At 62.2% G+C, this 18070-nt stretch carries 17 protein-coding genes; 2 read left to right on the top strand and 15 right to left on the bottom strand.

The annotated features are described in order from the left end of the window. Positions 1-27: 27 nt before the first annotated feature. The 3 genes from LPW11_RS10415 to LPW11_RS10405 form a co-directional block, all read right to left on the bottom strand. On the bottom strand, positions 28-1068 hold the full coding sequence (locus LPW11_RS10415; protein ID WP_230998059.1) for a M4 family metallopeptidase: 1041 nt from the start codon (positions 1066-1068) through the stop codon (positions 28-30). A gap of 37 nt (positions 1069-1105) precedes the next feature. Further along, on the bottom strand, positions 1106-2311 hold the full coding sequence (locus LPW11_RS10410) for a glutathione-independent formaldehyde dehydrogenase (protein ID WP_230998058.1): 1206 nt from the start codon (positions 2309-2311) through the stop codon (positions 1106-1108). A 246-nt stretch (positions 2312-2557) separates the two neighbouring features. Then, the gene (locus tag LPW11_RS10405) at positions 2558-3115 is read right to left on the bottom strand and encodes a hypothetical protein (protein ID WP_230998057.1); all 558 of its coding nucleotides are present in this window, start codon (positions 3113-3115) and stop codon (positions 2558-2560) included. A gap of 414 nt (positions 3116-3529) precedes the next feature. Between LPW11_RS10405 and LPW11_RS10400 the strand changes: the two genes are divergently transcribed. Both LPW11_RS10400 and LPW11_RS10395 read left to right on the top strand, forming a co-directional pair. Then, complete coding sequence (locus LPW11_RS10400; RefSeq protein ID WP_230998056.1) at positions 3530-4141, top strand: four helix bundle suffix domain-containing protein; 612 nt, start codon at positions 3530-3532, stop codon at positions 4139-4141. A 72-nt stretch (positions 4142-4213) separates the two neighbouring features. Beyond that, positions 4214-5335: a methyl-accepting chemotaxis protein gene (locus LPW11_RS10395; protein WP_230998055.1), complete on the top strand. Its 1122-nt coding sequence runs from the start codon at positions 4214-4216 to the stop codon at positions 5333-5335. 359 nt (positions 5336-5694) lie between these two features. Here the strand turns inward: LPW11_RS10395 and LPW11_RS10390 are convergent, their stop codons facing one another. Genes LPW11_RS10390 through LPW11_RS10335 form a run of 12 tightly spaced genes read right to left on the bottom strand, consistent with a single transcriptional unit; the run spans position 5695 to position 17908 of the window. Then, a complete protein-coding gene (locus LPW11_RS10390) occupies positions 5695-7086 on the bottom strand; it encodes an NADH-quinone oxidoreductase subunit N (protein ID WP_230998054.1) in 1392 nt (463 codons plus the stop codon). Further along, complete coding sequence (locus tag LPW11_RS10385; RefSeq protein WP_230998053.1) at positions 7076-8641, bottom strand: complex I subunit 4 family protein; 1566 nt, start codon at positions 8639-8641, stop codon at positions 7076-7078. Before LPW11_RS10385 ends, LPW11_RS10390 begins: the two co-directional genes overlap by 11 nt. Further along, positions 8634-10547: an NADH-quinone oxidoreductase subunit L gene (nuoL, locus tag LPW11_RS10380; protein ID WP_230998052.1), complete on the bottom strand. Its 1914-nt coding sequence runs from the start codon at positions 10545-10547 to the stop codon at positions 8634-8636. Before nuoL ends, LPW11_RS10385 begins: the two co-directional genes overlap by 8 nt. A gap of 7 nt (positions 10548-10554) precedes the next feature. Further along, on the bottom strand, positions 10555-10857 hold the full coding sequence (nuoK, locus tag LPW11_RS10375; RefSeq protein WP_230998051.1) for an NADH-quinone oxidoreductase subunit NuoK: 303 nt from the start codon (positions 10855-10857) through the stop codon (positions 10555-10557). Then, positions 10850-11344: an NADH-quinone oxidoreductase subunit J family protein gene (locus LPW11_RS10370; RefSeq protein WP_230998050.1), complete on the bottom strand. Its 495-nt coding sequence runs from the start codon at positions 11342-11344 to the stop codon at positions 10850-10852. The genes nuoK and LPW11_RS10370 overlap by 8 nt, the downstream gene beginning before the upstream one ends. Further along, the gene (locus LPW11_RS10365; protein ID WP_230998049.1) at positions 11344-11901 is read right to left on the bottom strand and encodes a 4Fe-4S dicluster domain-containing protein; all 558 of its coding nucleotides are present in this window, start codon (positions 11899-11901) and stop codon (positions 11344-11346) included. The genes LPW11_RS10370 and LPW11_RS10365 overlap by 1 nt, the downstream gene beginning before the upstream one ends. Positions 11902-11908: 7 nt before the next feature. Beyond that, complete coding sequence (locus tag LPW11_RS10360) at positions 11909-13054, bottom strand: complex I subunit 1/NuoH family protein (protein WP_230998048.1); 1146 nt, start codon at positions 13052-13054, stop codon at positions 11909-11911. Between the two features lie 4 nt (positions 13055-13058). Beyond that, positions 13059-14468, bottom strand: a complete 1410-nt coding sequence (locus LPW11_RS10355; protein WP_230998047.1) for a 2Fe-2S iron-sulfur cluster-binding protein — start codon at positions 14466-14468, stop codon at positions 13059-13061. A 10-nt stretch (positions 14469-14478) separates the two neighbouring features. Further along, on the bottom strand, positions 14479-15765 hold the full coding sequence (gene nuoF, locus LPW11_RS10350; protein ID WP_230998046.1) for an NADH-quinone oxidoreductase subunit NuoF: 1287 nt from the start codon (positions 15763-15765) through the stop codon (positions 14479-14481). Further along, a complete protein-coding gene (gene nuoE, locus LPW11_RS10345; RefSeq protein WP_230998045.1) occupies positions 15762-16226 on the bottom strand; it encodes an NADH-quinone oxidoreductase subunit NuoE in 465 nt (154 codons plus the stop codon). Before nuoE ends, nuoF begins: the two co-directional genes overlap by 4 nt. Beyond that, a complete protein-coding gene (nuoD, locus tag LPW11_RS10340) occupies positions 16223-17434 on the bottom strand; it encodes an NADH dehydrogenase (quinone) subunit D (RefSeq protein ID WP_230998044.1) in 1212 nt (403 codons plus the stop codon). Before nuoD ends, nuoE begins: the two co-directional genes overlap by 4 nt. Positions 17435-17443: 9 nt before the next feature. Then, a complete protein-coding gene (locus LPW11_RS10335; protein ID WP_230998043.1) occupies positions 17444-17908 on the bottom strand; it encodes an NADH-quinone oxidoreductase subunit C in 465 nt (154 codons plus the stop codon). Positions 17909-18070 lie beyond the last annotated feature (162 nt).

The following is an 18070-nucleotide window of genomic DNA, read 5'->3' as shown; positions in this document are numbered from 1 at the left end:
CCCCCATGAGGAGGGGGAGCAGCCAAACTATAGCACGCCTACGGCGCGCCATGCGTCTTGCACGGCCTTCATTTCCGTGCTGGTGTCACCGAAAAGCTCCTTCGCCACACTTACCGTGGCGCGGGCGGCGCGTTTGAAGTTGTAGTTGCTGCGCATCCGGTCGCGCAGCGCGACGTACCAGATCTTCCCGGCCTTGTCCCAGGCGTTCCCGCCAAGGGCGGTTGCGGTGAGGAAAAAGGCACGGTTCGGGATGCCGGAGTTAATATGCACCCCGCCGTTGTCGCTGAAGGTGTTGACGTAGTCGTTCATATGCCCCGGCTGCGGATCTTTGCCGAGGACCGGGTCATCGTACGCCGTCCCCGGCTCCTTCATGGACCGGAGCGCCACCCCCTTGATGCTGGGGGTAAAGAGCCCCTCGCCGATCAGCCAGTCCGCCGTCTCCGCCGTCTGCCCCAGGCTGCGCTGCTTCACGAGGCTTCCGAAGACGTCGGAGAACGATTCGTTAAGTGCCCCCGATTGTCCGGAGTACGTCAGGTTCGCCTCGTACTGGGTCACCCCGTGGGTGAGCTCGTGGCCGATGACGTCTATGCACTTGGTGAAGCGGCCGAAGATCTGGTTGTCGCCGTCCCCGTAAATCATCTGGCTGCCGTCCCAGAAGGCGTTGTTGAAGTCCGTGGCGAAGTGGACATAGGAGACGAGCGTGAGCCCCTTGTCGTCCACGGAGTTTCTCTGGAAGACGTCGAAGTAGAGGTCGTATGTGGCGCCCGCGCCGTTGAAAGCCTCGTTGACGGTGGCATCCGGGCTGTCGGGGGAGGTCTCTATACGCGCCTGTCGCCCCCTCGGCGGATCCCCCCCCTCGTTCTGGTTGTCAAAGACGACCCTGTTCTTGAACCCTGCTGCTGCAGCCATCCGCAAGGTCGGCGCGACGTGTCGCTGCCCCCTCAGGAACCCTGCCAGTGTCAGGTTGTTCAGTGCCCAATCCTTCTGTTGCTGCGTCCCCCGCTTTGCCACCTCCTCGAGGATGTGCGGAGGGATGATGGTGCAGTATGGATGATGTCGTACCCTCATTCTGTTCTCCTCTATTGTCAGCCGCCGTAGCGCGGCACTAGCCGTTCGGTTTCAATACGATCTTGGTGAAGTTGGCGCCCTCCCCCGTACCGCGCATGAGGAACCTCTCGTATGCCTGCGGTGCCTCTTCGAGCGCTATGCGATGGCTCACCAGCTTCCCAGGCTTCACCCTCCCCTGAATGATCAGATCGCGCAGGAAGGCGTTGTAGCGCTTCACCGGCGCCTGCCCCGTCTGCACGGTAATACCTTTCTCCCAGAGCATTCCCAGCGGGTAATTGAAAACTCCCTCCTTCGCCTTCTGATCGACACCCCCCGGATCTCCCGAAAAGTAGACGCCGATGAGGCCGATGGAGCCGGTCGCGCAGACGACCTGTGCTAGGTCCTCCAGCACCTGGGTCGGTTTCTCGTGCGACGGGTCTCCCCGGTCGAGCGACTGATAGCCGACTGCGTCTATGCCGCAGAGCACCCCCTGGAGCTTCTCCTCGCCGGGGCGCAGCCGTCCCTGGAGGAGCTGGTTCTCCTTGCGCAGCTTCAGTATCTGCTGCACCGGGTCGCCGTGCTCGAAATTGATCGGCACCGCTCCCAGTTCCTGCACCATCCTCAGCCGTGTTCCGGAGCGGTCGACGACGTAGACCGCGGACGCGCCGAGGAGGAAGGAGGAGAGCGCCGCCATGTAGCCGACAGGTCCGGCGCCGTAGATGGCGACCGTGGCGCCGGGGTGGACGTTTGCCATGATCGCGGAGTGGTACCCGGTGGGGAAGATGTCGGCGAGGGTTATGAAATCGTCCTCGAAGTCGTCACCGGGGGTGCCGGGGAGTTTCAGGCAGTTGAAGTCGGCAAAGGGGACCCGTACCAACTCCGCCTGACCGCCGCGATGCGGGCCGAGGTCGGCATAGCCGTAGCCGCCGCCGGGCCCTTTGGGGTTTGTGGTGAGGCACGCGTTGACGAAGCCGCGCGTGCAGTTGAAGCACATGCCGCACGACACGTTGAATGGGAGGCAGACCCGGTCCCCCTCCTTCACCAGCTGGGTTGCCTTTCCGGCCTGCTGGACGACACCCATGATCTCGTGTCCAAAGACCATTCCCGGTGTCGCGCTGGTGCGTCCTTCGTACATATGGAGATCGCTGCCGCAGATGGCAGCGGAGGTGACCCGGATGATGGCATCGGTCTCCTGATCCATTACCGGATCAGGCACCTCGCGCACCTCCATTTTTCTTATACCTGCGAATACGAGTGCTTTCATGGTGACTCCCGTAAAGTTAGCGACGTGGAGAGCGGATCGCGCGAGTACCGGGAGGGGAGAAAGGTGGGCTTCCTCTTCTGGAGGGGGGTCTCTTTCTCGGCATGGTCCCAGATGATCTCGGCGGAGCCCCGTCGGGAATATGCCGTAAATGAGAGCGGGCCATACCAGTCGGCATGGCCCGCTTCTTTTTCCATTACGCCGGGGGAGGAATTTCCGCCCCCCGGCATCGAAGCTCGGGGGCGCCGCTTACCGCCCGCCGCCGGTCCCCGTACCGGACGTTCCGCCGGTGCCGGTCCCTGTGCCTGTCCCCATAGAGCCGGTGCCGGTAGTTCCGCCGGTGCCGGTTCCGGTGGTACCAGAGGTACCGCCCGTCCCCATGGTGCCGGTAGTGCCGCCGGTGCCGGAGCCGGTGCCATAGGTATCGGTGCTGCCGCCGGTGCCGGTCCCTGTAGTGCCGGTACCGGTCCCGGTACCCATGGTGCCGGTGGAGCCGCCGGTGCCTGAGCCGGTGCCATAGGTATCGGTGCTGCCGCCTGTGCCGGAGCCGGTGCCGTAAGTATCGGTGCTGCCGCCTGTGCCGCTGCCGGTGCCGTAAGTATCGGTGCTGCCGCCTGTGCCGCTGCCGGATCCGAAGTCACTCGTAGACCCGCCAGTACCTGACCCGGAGCCGAAATCGCTGGTGCTGCCGCCGGTGCCCGAGCCGGTGGTGCCGGATGTACCTGTCGTGCTGCCAGTACTGGTCGTGCTGCCGCCGGTGCCCATGCCGCCCGTTGCCGAACCGGAGGTGGTGCCGGTGCCGCTCATCGAGGTGCCGCTTCCAGTGCTGGAACGGGAAGAAGACCCGCCCCCGCATGCTGCATAAGAATATCCAGAAATTGCCAAAACGGCGATTGTACTAAAGAGAAGGCGCTTAATGCTTGCCATAGCTGGTACCCCCTTTGCTATTGGTGGATGGATCGGTTCGTCCCACTTTTTAAAGTCTAGCATTGTGATGGAGGCAAGCAAAGAAAACTCTCACACAGTAAAAAATAGGGAGGATAGTGTAGCGGCTTAATCTGGATGCGATTTTCCGGTAGCGGTTGATTATGATTATAATGAGATGGTGTGTTTTCTCGGGAGGTGGAGGGTACTTTTTTAAGATCTACGCGGTGGTATCATATTGTGGACGTGATGGACGATGTGGACGTAGTGGACGTGGTGGACCTATAGGAGGTTTTTATGGCGCTCATTCCTAAACATGGGGGGTACCGCCGCCTGAAGACTTTCCAGCTCGCGGAGCTCGTGTACGATGTCACGGTGCGTTTTTGCAAGCGCTACATCGATCGGCGCAGCCGGACCCATGACCAGATGGTGCAGGCGGCGCGCAGCGGCGTCCAAAACATCGTGGAGGGGAGCCAGGCGTCCGGCACCTCCAAAAAGACCGAAATAAAGCTTACCAACGTCGCCCGCGCCAGCCTAGAGGAACTCCGCCGGGACTACCTGGACTTTTTGCGCCAGCGCGGACTCCCACAGTGGCCCCACCATGACCGGCGCCGCGCAGCCCTCATCGCAGCACGATGCTCCAGCGTCGGCGAGGTAGCCGCCTGGGTAGAGGCGCAGCATAGTAGAGGCCGCGTCCAGTCCACCCTGTCCACGTCGTCCACGTCGTCCACACCGTCCACCTATCAGGAGCTCGCCGCCAACGCCGCCCTCACTCTCATCGCAGTGGCCTGTGCCCTCCTGGACCGTCAACTCGCAGCACAGGCCCTCGCCTTCCAGCGCGAAGGAGGCTTCACCGAGCGCCTGTACCGCTTCAGAACCGCGGCGAGAAACCAGAAAGATCGCCTATAGTTTCAGCCTCCTGCGCCGATACGCCTTAATGAGGCTGCCGCACACATGCCGCACCCCATAAAGGAGACACCCATGCCTTTTTTCGGCGCTGAACACAAAAAGAAAATTGCTGAGCAATCCTCAGAAATCAACAGACTCACGCAGATGCTCGACAACGTCGACAACATCGTCATGCTCTGCGACACCACCACCGACAACAAAATCTTCTACATGAACCGGCGCGCGAAGGAGATGATGCGCGACTGCCGCGCGGCCCTCAACGCAGGACTCAGGGGGGCTGACGTCGCACACGCCGAAGGAAACTCCATACACCAGTTCCACCGCGACCCGGAAAGGATCCGGCGCATCTTCAGCAACGCCTCAACCTCCCTTCCCCACTCAGCCGAAATCCCCATAGGTTCCATGACCATGCGCACGAAGAGCTATCCGATCTGGAACAGCACCGACCCCTCACGCATCCTCTGCTTCATGGCCTGCTGGACCGATATCACCGCGGAAAAGGCGGTGCTGGAGCACGAGGCGCACAATGTGGAGAGAAAAGAATACCTGGAGCGCCGGGTCGAGCAGATCGCCACTGCGGTAGAAGAGATGAGCATGACCGTCAACGATGTCGCCCGCAACGCCGGTAGCGCCTCCGACTCCGCTGCGATCGTCGCCGGCAAGGCGCGCGAGGGGCAGCAGGTGGTGAGCCAGGCAGTGGGGGAAATGCAGAAGGTGGCGGATATGGTGCGCAGTTCCGCCCTTGTGGTGGGGAATCTCGGCGCGAAGTCGGAAAAGATCGGGGAGTTCATCAACGTCATCAACGACATCGCGGACCAGACGAACCTTCTGGCGCTCAATGCGGCGATAGAGGCGGCGCGGGCTGGTGAACAGGGGCGCGGCTTCGCCGTCGTCGCGGATGAAGTCCGCCGCCTGGCCGACCGCACCGTCGCCTCCACGAAGGAGATCCGCACCATGGTGAACGAGATCCAGCAGGAGACCCTACTGGCGGTCCACTCCATCGAGCAGGGAAAACAGGAGGCGGAGGTCAGCGAGCAGCTCTCACACCAGGTGGAGGAGTCTCTGGCGCGCATCGTGGAATCTATCGTGGACATTGAGGGGGTGATCTCCCAGATCGCCACCGCCACAGAGGAGCAGGCAGCAACGGCAACGGTTATTGCGGGGAACCTGGAGGAGATCACCAGGAGCGCGTAAATCCTGACATTTTCAGCAGAGATCGGAAAAAGCGGAGCCCAAAGCTCCGCTTTTTTTCGTGTGACGTTCAGCAGTTGCATTAAGCCTTGAAGTCCCTACCAAAAGGCAAATCCCCCCTGTCCCCCCTTCGCAAAGGGGGGAACGTTAGGCCTTCTTCAGTGCTTCGTGGCAATGCACCCACGCTCCCCGGAATTCCCGGATGAACCTTCGCAAAGGGGGGAACCACTAGCCGCCCTTTCTCAAGCCGAGGACCGCACTCCACTTCCTTTTCGCACATAAAAAAAGGACCCGCCGGCAAACCGGCGAGTCCTGATGGAAGAGAAGCGGAGCCGGTGGCTCCGCTTCTTATTTCACTTCAGTTACACGATGGAAAGGAGCCTGTGGAAGAGGTCCGGGCAGATCATCAGTGCCGCAAGGACGCCGGTGCCGAGCACCACGCCGCCCCAGGTCCAGCTACCTGCCTGTGCCGCGCCTGCTTCTTCGGTAACTTCAGCCTTCTTGAAGAGCCTGAAGACGATGGAGAGGTAGTACACGACCCCCAGGTAGCTGCCGGTGAAGGCGAGCACCGCGGGGACGAGGTGGCCGGAGGCGATGACGGACTTGAAGACGAAGACCTTGGCGAGGAAGCCCGGAAGGGGCGGAATACCTGCCAGGGAGAGCGCAGCGGTCGCGAGGATCAGTGCCGGAACCGGACGCCTGTAGAAGGCACCCTCGATGATCTCCAGCTTGTCCTCTTCGCCGTCGCAAAGCAGGCTGAAGGATGCGCAGGCGATAATGGTGGTGACTGCGTACACGGCGGTGTAGTAGAAGAGCGCCTCCACACGGCCGCCGGTGGCGTCGGAGAGGGCGAACATCATGTAGCCGGCATGAGCGATGGAGGAGTACGCCAGGAGCCTCTTGAAGGTCGTCTGCCTGATGGCGGCGATGTTGCCGTAGAAGATGGAGCAGACGGAGAGGATCGTCACGGTCATGACGCTCTGGTCGTTCAGCGGCATGTTGGCGACGATGCGCACCAGGGCGAGCACGATGGCCGCTTTCACCACGGAGGAGAGGAACGCGGTCACCGGCAGCTTGGCGCTGTCGTATGCGTCGGGCGCCCAGCCGTGGAACGGGAAGACGGAGGCCTTGATGAAGAATGCGGTCAGCACCATTGCCCCTGCGGCCCAGTTCTGCGCGCCACCCTTCGACAGCGCTGCAGCGAAGTCGGCGATGGCGAGGGTGCCGGTCTGCGAGTACACCAGCGAAACGCCGAAGAGGAGAAGCGCGGTAGCGACGGAGGAAAGGAGCAGGTACTTGAATGCCCCCTCGCTCGATACAGAAGCTTTCCGGCCGTGGATCATCAGGGCGAAGCCCGGCAGCGACAGCATCTCGATCCCGATGAAGAGGGAGATGAAGCCGGCGCTGTCCATGATCACCAGCGCCCCGAGGAGCGAACAGGTGATGAGCATCCACGACTTGTGGGTCGAGGATGCGGTCAGGTAGAAGAAGCCGAGCAGCGTTCCGCACGCCAGCACCACCAGTTTGGCGAGGATGGCGAAGCGGTCGACAATGACCTCACCCGGTACCAGGGTAAGGGTATATCCGGAGCTCAACTGGTAGAGGAGCACGCCCATCCCGGTGGAGAGGGTGAGGAGGTAGAGAAGCCCGGAGAGGGTCCTGTTGGCGCGGAAGATCTCCAGCACCATGAGGACAAGAATCAGAGCGAGCAGCAGATGTTCCGGCAGAAGGCCGAATAAAAGGTCACTGGCCATTGGTGCCCCCGTTGCCTGGCATGATGTTCACTGCCGCTACGGGCAGGGCTGCGGGGCTCGTCGTCTGAGCCTGCAGCTGGTTGACCGCGCCCTGGGCCTTTTCCATGATCGGAGCCGGGTTGATGCCGACCCAGAGGATCAGCACCAGAAGCGGCAGGAAGGCGATCGCTTCGCGCGGGTTGAGGTCCTCGAGGGAGGATTCGTTCGTCTTGCCAAAGAGGATCGCCCTGGCAAAGCGCAGCATGTAGCCGGCGCCCAGCACCATCCCGGAGCAGGCGATCAGCACCGAGATGAGGATGAGGGGCGAGGACTGCCACGCTGCCACACCCTTCTGGAAACCGCCGAAGAGGATCAGGAACTCGGAGGTGAACCCGGAGGTCAAGGGGAGCGCCACCGAGGCGACGATGAAGAGCATCAGCGTGACCGCGAGCCTCGGAGAGGTCGTGGAGAGCGCGCTGATCTTCAGGTACGCAGCACCCTTTCTCTGCTCCAGGAGCCCGAGGATCAGGAAGAGACCTGCCACCGCGGCGCCGTGGGAGAGGATCTGGAAGAGCGCGCCGTGGATCGCTGCCTGCTGCAGTGCGAAGATGCCGAGTACGATGTACCCCATGTGGGACAGGGACGAGTAGGCGATCAGCTTCTTGAAGTCTTCCTGCTTCAGCGCCAGCACCGCGCCGTACACGATGGAGACGACCGCGATCATCATGACGTAGGGGGCGGCGGCCGCCGAAACTTCGGGAGCGAGCGGGATGGCGAGTTTCAGGAGGCCGAAAGCGCCCATCTTGCTCATCGCCCCCGCCATGATGGCGGTGCCGGAGGCCGGAGCCTCGTTGTAGGCAAGGGGGAGCCAGGAGTGGAACGGGAAGACCGGGCACTTCACCAGGCAGGCGAGGAGCACCGCCAGGAAGAAGAAGACCTGGGTGTTGTAGTCAAGATGCAGCGTGTACAGCGTCGCGTAGTCGAAGGACCAGGCGCCGGTCTGATGCAGCGCCTGCACGCCAAGGAGGATGATCCCCGCGAGCAGCAGGATCGAGCCGGCCATGGTGTACAGGAAGAAGGTGTTCGCCGCGGTGCGCCTCTTCTCCCCGCCGTAGGCGAGGATGAGGATGTACATCGGGATCAGCACGAGCTCCCAGAAGGCGAAGAAGAGCATCAGGTTCTGGGAAAGGAAGGTGCCGAAGAGGCTCGCCTGGATGAAGAGGATGAGGCTCACGTACAGCTTGTCCTTCGCCTCCTTCGTACCCCAGGCACAGGCCATGATCACCGGGAAGATCAGCGCGGTCACGAAGACCAGGTACAGGTTGATCCCGTCCAGCCCGAAGTGGAAGTTGATCCCCAGGGAGGGAACCCACTCGAGGTTCATGTCGTAGATCGCGGGGTCGGTGGCGGCGCCGAAGTCGAGGAAGATGCCGCCGGCAAGGGCGAGCACACCAAGCATCGAGAGGAGCGCCAGGGCGCGCGGTGCCGAGGAGTCCTTCCCCGGGACGAGCGCCGTCAGGACCCCGGCGAGAGCCGGGATGGCGACGAGAAGCATGACGGTCGTGGCATTAAACATGTACTACCCCCCACAAAAGGACCAGGGCGAGACCAATGAAGACATAGAGGACGTAAGCCTGGACGTTGCCTGCCTGCAGGCTGGCGAAGAGCCTGGATGCGTAGCCGACGGTCTCGGAGGGTGCCTCGATGACGTTGGCGTCGAGGGTCGGTTCAACCCCGCGTGCCAGGACATTCTCGGAGACCCAGTCCATGAAGGCGACGATCACGCCGTTGTAGAATGCGTCGAAGAAGTACCCCTGGCTGACCATGTCGTACACCGGACCGAACGCGGCTTTCGATTTCTCGGCCAGTTCCTTCTTCACGGAGAAGAAGAGGAAGGAGAGTGCGATGCCGGCGAAGGCGACCACGATGGAGATGAGCATGAAGGTCGTCTCCAGCGCGTGGTTGGCAGCTTCCGCCTCGTGGTGCGGCAGCGCCGGAGCCAGGAAGTCGTAGAACGGTGCCGAGGTGTGCAGCATCTCGCGCAGCGCGCCGGGCATCCCGATGAAGCCGATGCCGACGGAGAAGAGTGCCAGGATGACGAGCACGCCGCTCATGGTGACCGGCCCCTCGTGGATCCCCTTTGCCTTCTCCGGCTTCACCCTGCTCTCGCCGAGGAAGGTCATGATGACCAGGCGGAACATATAGAAGGCGGTGAGGAAAGAGGCCGCGGAGCCGAGTGCCCAGAGGACCGGGCCGCCGCCGATGCCTGCGTAGGCGCTCCAGAGGATCTCGTCCTTGGAGAAGAACCCCGCGAAGGGGGGTACGCCGGAGAGCGCCAGGGTGGCGATGCCGAAGGTCGCAAAGGTCAGCGGCAGCTTCTTGCCGAGGCCACCCATGTACCTCATGTCCTCCTCGCCGTGCAGGCCGTGGATGACGGCGCCGGCGCCGAGGAAGAGGCAGGCCTTGAAGAAGGCGTGGGTAAAGAGATGGAAGAGACCCGCGTTGAACGCCCCCACGCCGCAGGCGAGGAACATGAGGCCGATCTGGCTCATGGTGGAGTAGGCGAGTACCTTCTTGATGTTGTACTGGGTAAGACCCATCGTCGCGCCGATGAAGGCGGTGATCGCGCCGCCGTAGGCGACGACGGTCATGGCGCCCGGTGCGTGCATGAAGACGCCGGAGAGTCGCGAGATCAGGTAGACGCCGGCGGTGACCATGGTGGCGGCGTGGATAAGTGCCGAAACCGGGGTCGGGCCTGCCATCGCGTCAGGGAGCCACACGTGCAGCGGGATCTGGGCGGACTTGCCGCAGGCGCCGACGAGGAGGAGGATCCCGATCAGGTTCAGCATCCCCACCGAGACCTGCCCGGTGGCGAAGAAGGCGTTGATCTCCTGGAAGTCCAGGGTCTTCGCGAAGTAGAAGATGGTGAAGGCCGCGAGCACGAAGGCGGTGTCGCCGACGCGGTTCACGATGAACGCCTTCATCCCTGCCGCCGTCTTCTCCGAGTCCTTGAACCAGAAGCCGATGAGGAGGTAGGAGGCAAGACCCACACCTTCCCAGCCGGTGAAGAGCATCACCATGTTCTTCCCGAGCACCAGCATTAGCATGAAGAAGAGGAAGAGGTTCAGGTACGCGAAGTAGCGGGAGAAGCTCTCGTCGTGGGACATGTACCCCACGGAGTAGATGTGGATGAGCGTTCCCACCCCGGTCACCACCAGGCACATCATGGCGGAGATCTGGTCGAAGTAGAGAGCAGCCTCCAGCTTGAAGCCCGGGAAAGCGGCCCAGGTGAAGAGGTCCGCCACGATCGGGACCTTCGTCGCACAGAGCGCCGGGTAGTTGGCGACGGTGACCGCGAAGGCGCCGGCCGGCAGGGCACAGGCGATGAAGGAGACCAGGGCCTTGGGGAGACGCGAGCCGAAGAGGCCGTTGATCAGGAACCCCAGAAACGGCAGTATCAGTATGAGCGCCAATGAATTCATAGAGAGCCTACCCTTTCAGATCCTGGTGCGCGTCCAGGTCCAGCGTGTTGTGGCGCTTCACGAGGAGCACCACGATGGCCATGGCCAGGGCGATTTCACAGGAAGCTGCCACGTAGATGAAGAAGGTCATGGAGACCCCAGCCAGGGTGTTGCTGCGGGCTGCCGAGGTGACGAAGCTCAAGACCACTGCGTTCAGCATGATCTCCAGGCACATCATGACCACCAGGAGATTGCGGCGGATCGCCACCCCCATGAGACCGAGGGTGAAGAGCACCCCCGCCAGGGTGACGAGGAACTGGTACTTATCCATCGAGTCCCTCCTTGACCGCCGTCCAGGCGGCGATTACGCCGATCAGCAAAAGCACCGTGGCAAGTTCGAAGTGGAACCAGTAGGTCTTCATGAAGTCGAGAGCGAAGGCGCCGAAGGAGAAGCGCTCCGGGCCCCCTGCCGCCACCAGTGCACCGGTCTGACCGGGGAGGAGCCACAAGGAGAGCGGGATCAGCGCCGCCAGCACCACGCCGGGCAGGAGCCATGCGGAGAAGCGCTGCTTGTAGCTCGTGTCGCGGTCGTCCAGGAGCATGATGGTGTAGACCATGAAGACCATGACCGCAGATACGTAGATGAGGATCTGGAAGATCGCCACCACGTGTACGTTCAGGGTCGCGTAGATGGCCGCCAGGCTCACCATGTGGGCGATCAGGGAGAGGGCCGAGCGCATCGGCTGCCTCGCGATCACTACCAGCGCGGCGAAGACGGTGGCCAGGACGCTGAAGAAGAGGATGAAGGCGGTTTCCATTAGTGCCCCTCCAGATCGTGTGCAGTCGGTGCCACGTATTGCTTCTTGGTGTCGTTGGTCGGACACCAGTTCATCATCAGGTCGGTCTTGCCCCACATGTTGTCGCGGTCGAAACCGGGGAGGTCCGGAGTCTCCTTCGACATGCGGATCGCGTCCTCGGGGCACGCCTCCACGCAGAAGCCGCAGAAGATGCAGCGGGAGTAGTCGAGGTAGAAGTTGGACGGGGCCTTCGGGTGCGCCACGTCGTCGAAGTCCGCCTCGGACTCGATCTCGATGCAGTAGGCCGGGCAGACCGTCGCGCACATGTTGCACGACACGCACTGCACCTTCCCGTTCGGGCGCTGGGTCAGGATGTGACGCCCGCGGTTGATCGGGGAGTAGTCGGCGCGGCGCTCCTCCGGGTAATAGGCGGTCAGGGCTCCCTTGCGGAAGGTCATCCACTTCCACATGTTGGAGAAGAAGACCCCTCCGGTGATGCAGAGCCCGCGGATCACCTCCAGGATGTACACCTTCTCCCAGAGGCCCATCTCAGGTTTGTTCCAGTATTCCTTCCTCATATCGTCCTCAAGTCAGAGTGAACCAGCGAACTATCGCGGTCACAATAAGATTGGCGGCAGCCAGCGGCAGGAGAAGCTTCCAGCCGAAGGCGAGGAGCTGGTCGTAACGGAAGCGCGGCAGGGACCAGCGGATCTGCACCATGAAGCAGCCGGTCAGGAAGACCTTCACCAGGAAGGTCACCATCTGTACCACGACCACCACCAGGTGCGGCAGCGCGATCTGGGTCCCCCCCGGGAGGAGGAAGCCGGCGTCGTTCATGTACGGCAGGTTACAGCCACCGAGGAAGAGGGTCACCATGAGGGCCGAGGCCACAACGATGGTGATGAACTCGGAGAGCATGAAGAGACCCATCTTCATGGCGGTGTACTCGGTGAAGTAACCGGAGACGAGCTCCGACTCGCACTCGGGCATGTCGAACGGCACCCTCTTGTTCTCCGCGATCGCCGCGGTGAGGAAGAGAAGGGCGGCCAGCGGCTGCTTGAATACCCCCCAGGCAGGGAGGATGCCGCCGATCGTCTCGCTCTGCGCCCGCACCATCTGGCTGATGTCCAGCGTCCCGAAGGTCACCACCAGCGAGATCAGCGCGAGCCCCATGGCGACCTCGTAGGAGATCATCTGGGAGGCGGCGCGGCCGGCGCCCAAGAGGGAGAACTTGTTGTTGGAGGACCAGCCGGCGAGCATGATGCCGAGGATCCCGATGCCGGAGATCGACAGCATGATGAGGACACCTGCATCGAGGTGCGCCACCTGCATGGCGTAGGAGCGGTCACCGAAGAAGTCCCTCAGGAACTGGATGTCCAAGAGGTGCCCCGGCATCAACGTCCCGCCGAAGGGGACGATGGAGAAGACCAGGAGGACCGGGACCGCCGCCAGCCACGGGGCCAGGTTGTAGCAGAGGAGGTCGTAGGTCGACGGGGTGAAGTTCTCCTTCAGGAGCATCTTCGTGCCGTCCGCGATCCCGTGGAAAAGCCCCATGGCCGTGAGCTTGATGTCGGTGAAGGGGATACGGATGTAGGCGCGGTTTGCGCCGATACGGTCTGCCATGATGGCGGACTGCTTCCTCTCCACCCAGGTGAAGACGGTTGCCAGGCCGACCATGAAGGCGATGGCGTATCCCATGAATGCCAAGTAAACGATAAGGTCCTGAGTCATAGCGCTACAGTCTCCCAAACACGTCGCTGGCATGGAGCACCAGCTCGGGCTTATCGAACACCTGTTCGAAACGGTTTACCTTGCCCTCGAAATTGGTATAGCTCCCCTTGCGCTCGAACTGGGTGGAGATGGGGATCAGGACGTCCGGGTTCCCGTTCGGCTTCTGGGTGGCGAGATGAATGATCTTGGCGCCCGAGAGGGCGGAGTACTCGACGTTGTCACCCCACACCAGCACAAGGTCGTGACCTGCGGCTGCGGAGAAGCTTTCCTTCCCGAAGAGCTCCTCCACCTTCGTGCTGTTCGGGTTCTTGTCAGCCTTGATGAGGAGCTCGTCCTCCACCACCTCACCTGCCGCCGGCTCGTAGTCCTTCCGGACATACACTTCCACGCGGGAGCCGAGCGTCTTCTTGAAGGCTTCCAGCTCCTCGTTGGAGGCATGTGCCGAGACGATGGCGGCCGGCTTCTTCGCTTCGAAGATGAGCTTCCTGGCTTCCGAGAGCGCATCCTGGCACGTTGCGTCCATCCCGCCGATCGCCGGCTTCGTGGCGCGGGAGGCGAAGTCGTTGATCTGCTTGTTCAGGTCGAAACCTTTGTTGCAGATCCAGCGGCCGTTGATGTCGTCGTTCTGCTTCGCGGTGATGCGGTACGCCATGCGGTTCTTCTCGGAACCGAGGGCACGGACCTTCCAGTGGTGCTTGCGGCGCCACACATCGACCGAGCAACCGCGGGCGCAGCCGTTGCAAACGCTTGCCACCGGCTCCAGGTACCACACGCGGCTCTTGTACAGGAAGTCGCGGGAGAGAAGCGCGCCGACCGGGCAGTTCTGGATGATGTTGTCGGAGTAGTCGTCCTTCGCCGCTCCGCTCTCCAGGTGCTCGACCCTCGACTGCTGGCCGCGCTCCGTGATCCCCAGCATCCCCGACTTGGAGATCTCGTGGGTGAAGCGCACGCAGCGGGAGCAGAGGATGCAGCGCTCCGCGTCGAGCAGGATCCGCTCATTCACGTCGTAGAACTTCGGCTTGTGCTTCTTCGCGTCGATGGAAAGGGACGCGGAGCCGTTGTACTTGAAGTGGTAGTTCTGCAGCTTGCACTCGCCCGCCTTGTCGCACACCGGGCAGTCGACCGGGTGGTTCAGGGTGATGAACTGCATCACGTTCTTCCGGACCGCGGAGACGTCCTCGCAGTCGCTCTCGATCTCCATCCCCGGGGCAACCGGAAGGTTGCAGGAGGGGTGGAAGCCGGGGCGTCCCTTGATGCGCACCAGGCAGATGCGGCAGTTACCTGCAATGGAGAGGCAGGGGTGGTAGCAGAGATACGGGATGTCGATCCCGTTTCGCAGTGCCGCCTTGAGCACCGTCTCCCCCGGCAGCGCCTCGAGCTTCTTGTCGTCGATGGAAAATTCGATATTGGACATAGAGCGCCTTCTAGATTTCCAAACGACCGTCGCACATGGACCGGCCGTGTTCGATGAAGTATTCGAACTCGTGTCTGAACTGCTTCAGGTAGCTCTGCACCGGCATGGCCGCCGCGGCCCCCAGCGCGCAAACCGTGTTCCCCATGATCCCCTTCGCGATGCGCTCCAGGTTCTCGATGTCGCCGGCCTTCCCCTGCCCTTTGGCGATGCGGGTCACGATCTGGTTCATCCAGGTGGTGCCTTCGCGGCAGGGGGTGCACTGTCCGCAAGACTCGTGAGCGTAGAAGCGGGTCATGACCTGGAGCAGCGTCGGGATGCACGTCCCCTCGGCGATGACGATGACGCCGCCGGAACCGAGCATGGAGCCCTGGGCGGCGACCGCCTCGATGTCCATGGTCAGGTTCTCGATCTGCTCCGGCTTCAGGATCGGGGTGGAGTTACCACCCGGAATGACCGCCTTCAGCGCCTTGTCGCCGAGGATGCCGCCGCAGTCCTCGTAGATCATCTTCTTGTAGGGGTAGCCGACCTCGCGCTCGTACATCCCGGGGCGCTTCACGTGCCCGGAGATGCCGAAGAGCCTCGTCCCCTTGTTCTTCTCGGTGCCGTACTCCGCGTACTTCGCGCCGCCGTTCCGAAGGATCCACGGGAGTACCGAGAGGGTCTCCACGTTGTTCACGCAGGTCGGTGCCTGGAAGAGACCTTTCACCGCCGGGAAGGGGGGCTTGTTCTTCGGGTACCCTTTCTTCCCCTCGATGGAGGAGAGGAGCGAGGATTCCTCGCCGCAGACGTACGCCCCGCCACCCTGCTGCACGATGATGTCGCAGGAGAAGTCGCTCCCCATGATGTTCTTGCCGACGAGCCCCGCCGCGTACGCTTCCTTCAGCGCGGTCATCAGGCGCTTGTAGGAGAGGTCGAACTCGCCACGGATGTAGATGAAGGAGTGGCGGCTGTTGATCGCGTACGAGGCCAGCACCATCCCCTCGATGAGGTTGTGCGGGGTGTGCTCGAAGATCCAGCGGTCCTTGAAGGTACCCGGCTCGCCCTCGTCGGCGTTGCAGACGAGGTAGTACACCGGGGAGTTCTTCGCCAGGAAGGACCACTTGGTGGCGGTGGGGAAGCCCGCGCCGCCGCGCCCTCTCAAGCCCGAGGCGGCAACTTCCGCCTGCACGTCGGCGGGCTGCAACCCATCCTTCAGCACCTTCGCCAGCGCTTCGTAGCCGCCGCGCTTTTTGTAGGCGTCGAGGGTGTGGCAGTCCTCGGTTATGTCGAATGTGAAGAAGACCCTATGGCCGTTCATTGAAGCGCCTCCAGAATCTGATCGATCTTCGCTTCGGTCAAATCTTCGTGGTAGGTGTCGTTGATCTGCATCATCGGAGCGGTGCCGCAGCTTGCCAGGCACTCCACCTCGAGCAGGGTGAACTTGTTGTCAGCCGTCGTCTCACCCGGCTTGATCCCGAGCTTTTTGGAGATGTGGGCGACTATGCGCTGCTCGCCGCGCAGCGAGCACGCCACGGAGCGGCAGACCTTCACCACATGCTTCCCTACCGGGGTGCGGTAGAGCATGGAGTACCAGGTCATCGCCTCTTTCACCTGCATGGCCGGGAGTTCGAGGTAGTCCGCGATGTACAGCGCGTCGCTCTCGACCAGGTGCCCCTTCGCCTTCAGGGTCATCTGGAGGAGGGGCAGCACCATGGCGTCCTTGATCTCGTCCGGATAGATCTTGCGCAGTTCGTCGAATTGTTCTTTAAGGCAACTCATCGGTCACACTCCCCGCCGATCATGTTGATGGAGCCGAATGTCGCGATGACGTCGGCGATCTGCCCCCCTTCGAGAAGGGTGTGCATGGCGCCCATGTGCACGAAGGAGGGGCCGCGCACGTGCAGCTTGTAGGGGCGGCCGGTGCCGTCGCTGACAAGGTAGAAGCCGAGCTCGCCGTTGGGGCACTCGTGGGAGACGTACGTCTCCCCCGCCGGAACCTGGATCCCGTCGATCACCAGCTTGAAGTGGTTGATGAGGGACTCGATCTCGGAGTAGACGAGGTTCTTCTCCGGGTAGACGACCCGGTGGTTCGTCACGTTGATCGGCCCTTCCGGGATCATCTTCACCAGCTGGCGGATCATGTGGATCGACTCGTCGATCTCGCGCATGCGCACGTAGTACCGGTCGTAGTTGTCACCCTTGATGCCGACCGGCACCTCGAAGTCGAGCTCGTCGTAGGCGAGGTACGGGTTGTCCTTGCGGATGTCGATCTTCGCGCCGGTAGAGCGGAGCATGACGCCGGTGAAGCCCCAGTCGAAAGCGTGTTCCTGGGTCATGGCGCCGACGTTTCTCGTGCGGTCGATGAAGATGCGGTTTCTGTCCAGGAGGCCGTGGATCCTCTCCAGGTACTTCTCCGTGAACTGGAGGATCTCCTCGAGACGAACCAGCCACCCTTCCGGCAGGTCGCGGGCCAGCCCGCCGACGCGCCCGTACGAGTAGGTGAGGCGCGCACCGGTCAGGTGGTTTAAGTGCTCGAAGATGTAGTCGCGCACCGTCATGAGATACAGGAAGGCGGTCATCGCGCCGCACTCCATGACCGTCGCCGCGATGCAGCAGACGTGGTCGGAGATCCTGTTGTACTCCGCGAGGAGGGTACGGATGTACTTCGTGCGCGGGGTGATCTCGATGCCGAGCAGCTGCTCTACGGCCGCGCAGTAGGCGAAGTTGTTGTTGAGGCTGGAGCAGTAGTTGAGCCGGTCGGTGTAGGGGATCACCTTGTGGTAGGTGTGGTGCTCAGCTTCCTTCTCGAAGCCGCGGTGCAGGTAGCCGCAGTGAATGTCGGCCTTCTTCACCGTCTCGCCATCCAGCTCGGCAATGATCTGGATCGTGCCGTGGGTTGCCGGGTGCGAGGGCCCGAGGTTCACCACCACGTGGTTCGGGTCCGCCGTCTCTTCTAGGTAAGATCGAACTGGGGATTTATATTCCACTTTCCTCACCTATTTCCGATAGTCGACCAGGGGCTGCTCCTGATCGATGGGGTAGTCTTTTCTCAAGGGGTGGCCGACGAAGCCCTCATACAGAAGAATCGGGCGCAGGTCGTTGTTCCCGGTGAACTTGATGCCGTACATCTCGTGACACTCGCGCTCCATGAAGCGCGAGGAGTTGTACAGGCCGGTCAGGGTCGGCACCGTCGGATCGCTCTCCGACACCTGCAGCTTGAGGCGGATCCGCGTCTTCTGCGTGGTGGAGAGGAAGTGGTAGACGACCGTGAAGCGCGGCTCGCGCTCCGGGTAGTCGATGGCGGTGACGTCCAGGAAGACGTTGAAGCCCAGCTCGTTCTTCAGCCGGGTCACCAGGGGAACGAGATCCTCGCGACGGGTCTCCAGCACCAGCATGCCGTGTGAGTCCCACGAGCTCTCGAAGAGGCCTTTCAACTCGGTGTTTATGGTTTCGTAGACCATGCTTTTCTCTCTACTTATGGATTGGCAAAGCTCGCATCTAGCCCAAGTGACTAATCTTTTCCCACCGCCCCCTTATGGCGCAGAATTACACCCCGGGGATTTCCCGCCAATTTGCCTCTTCATCGAGGGTACTCACTGCGGGTGAGGGATTTTTTTCGGCAG

Origin of the sequence: Geomonas sp. RF6, from assembly GCF_021044625.1 — a bacterium.
Classification (GTDB): domain Bacteria; phylum Desulfobacterota; class Desulfuromonadia; order Geobacterales; family Geobacteraceae; genus RF6.
This window is presented reverse-complemented; position numbering and strand designations above follow the sequence as displayed.

Bases quoted from the DNA above. Each gene is read 5' to 3' on its own strand.
- LPW11_RS10415 (WP_230998059.1), bottom strand. From the start codon at position 1,068: ATGAGGGTACGACATCATCCATACTGCACCATCATCCCTCCGCACATC.
- LPW11_RS10410 (WP_230998058.1), bottom strand. From the start codon at position 2,311: ATGAAAGCACTCGTATTCGCAGGTATAAGAAAAATGGAGGTGCGCGAG.
- LPW11_RS10405 (WP_230998057.1), bottom strand. From the start codon at position 3,115: ATGAGCGGCACCGGCACCACCTCCGGTTCGGCAACGGGCGGCATGGGC.
- LPW11_RS10400 (WP_230998056.1), top strand. From the start codon at position 3,530: ATGGCGCTCATTCCTAAACATGGGGGGTACCGCCGCCTGAAGACTTTC.
- LPW11_RS10395 (WP_230998055.1), top strand. From the start codon at position 4,214: ATGCCTTTTTTCGGCGCTGAACACAAAAAGAAAATTGCTGAGCAATCC.
- LPW11_RS10390 (WP_230998054.1), bottom strand. From the start codon at position 7,086: ATGGCCAGTGACCTTTTATTCGGCCTTCTGCCGGAACATCTGCTGCTC.
- LPW11_RS10385 (WP_230998053.1), bottom strand. From the start codon at position 8,641: ATGTTTAATGCCACGACCGTCATGCTTCTCGTCGCCATCCCGGCTCTC.
- nuoL (WP_230998052.1), bottom strand. From the start codon at position 10,547: ATGAATTCATTGGCGCTCATACTGATACTGCCGTTTCTGGGGTTCCTG.
- nuoK (WP_230998051.1), bottom strand. From the start codon at position 10,857: ATGGATAAGTACCAGTTCCTCGTCACCCTGGCGGGGGTGCTCTTCACC.
- LPW11_RS10370 (WP_230998050.1), bottom strand. From the start codon at position 11,344: ATGGAAACCGCCTTCATCCTCTTCTTCAGCGTCCTGGCCACCGTCTTC.
- LPW11_RS10365 (WP_230998049.1), bottom strand. From the start codon at position 11,901: ATGAGGAAGGAATACTGGAACAAACCTGAGATGGGCCTCTGGGAGAAG.
- LPW11_RS10360 (WP_230998048.1), bottom strand. From the start codon at position 13,054: ATGACTCAGGACCTTATCGTTTACTTGGCATTCATGGGATACGCCATC.
- LPW11_RS10355 (WP_230998047.1), bottom strand. From the start codon at position 14,468: ATGTCCAATATCGAATTTTCCATCGACGACAAGAAGCTCGAGGCGCTG.
- nuoF (WP_230998046.1), bottom strand. From the start codon at position 15,765: ATGAACGGCCATAGGGTCTTCTTCACATTCGACATAACCGAGGACTGC.
- nuoE (WP_230998045.1), bottom strand. From the start codon at position 16,226: ATGAGTTGCCTTAAAGAACAATTCGACGAACTGCGCAAGATCTATCCG.
- LPW11_RS10335 (WP_230998043.1), bottom strand. From the start codon at position 17,908: ATGGTCTACGAAACCATAAACACCGAGTTGAAAGGCCTCTTCGAGAGC.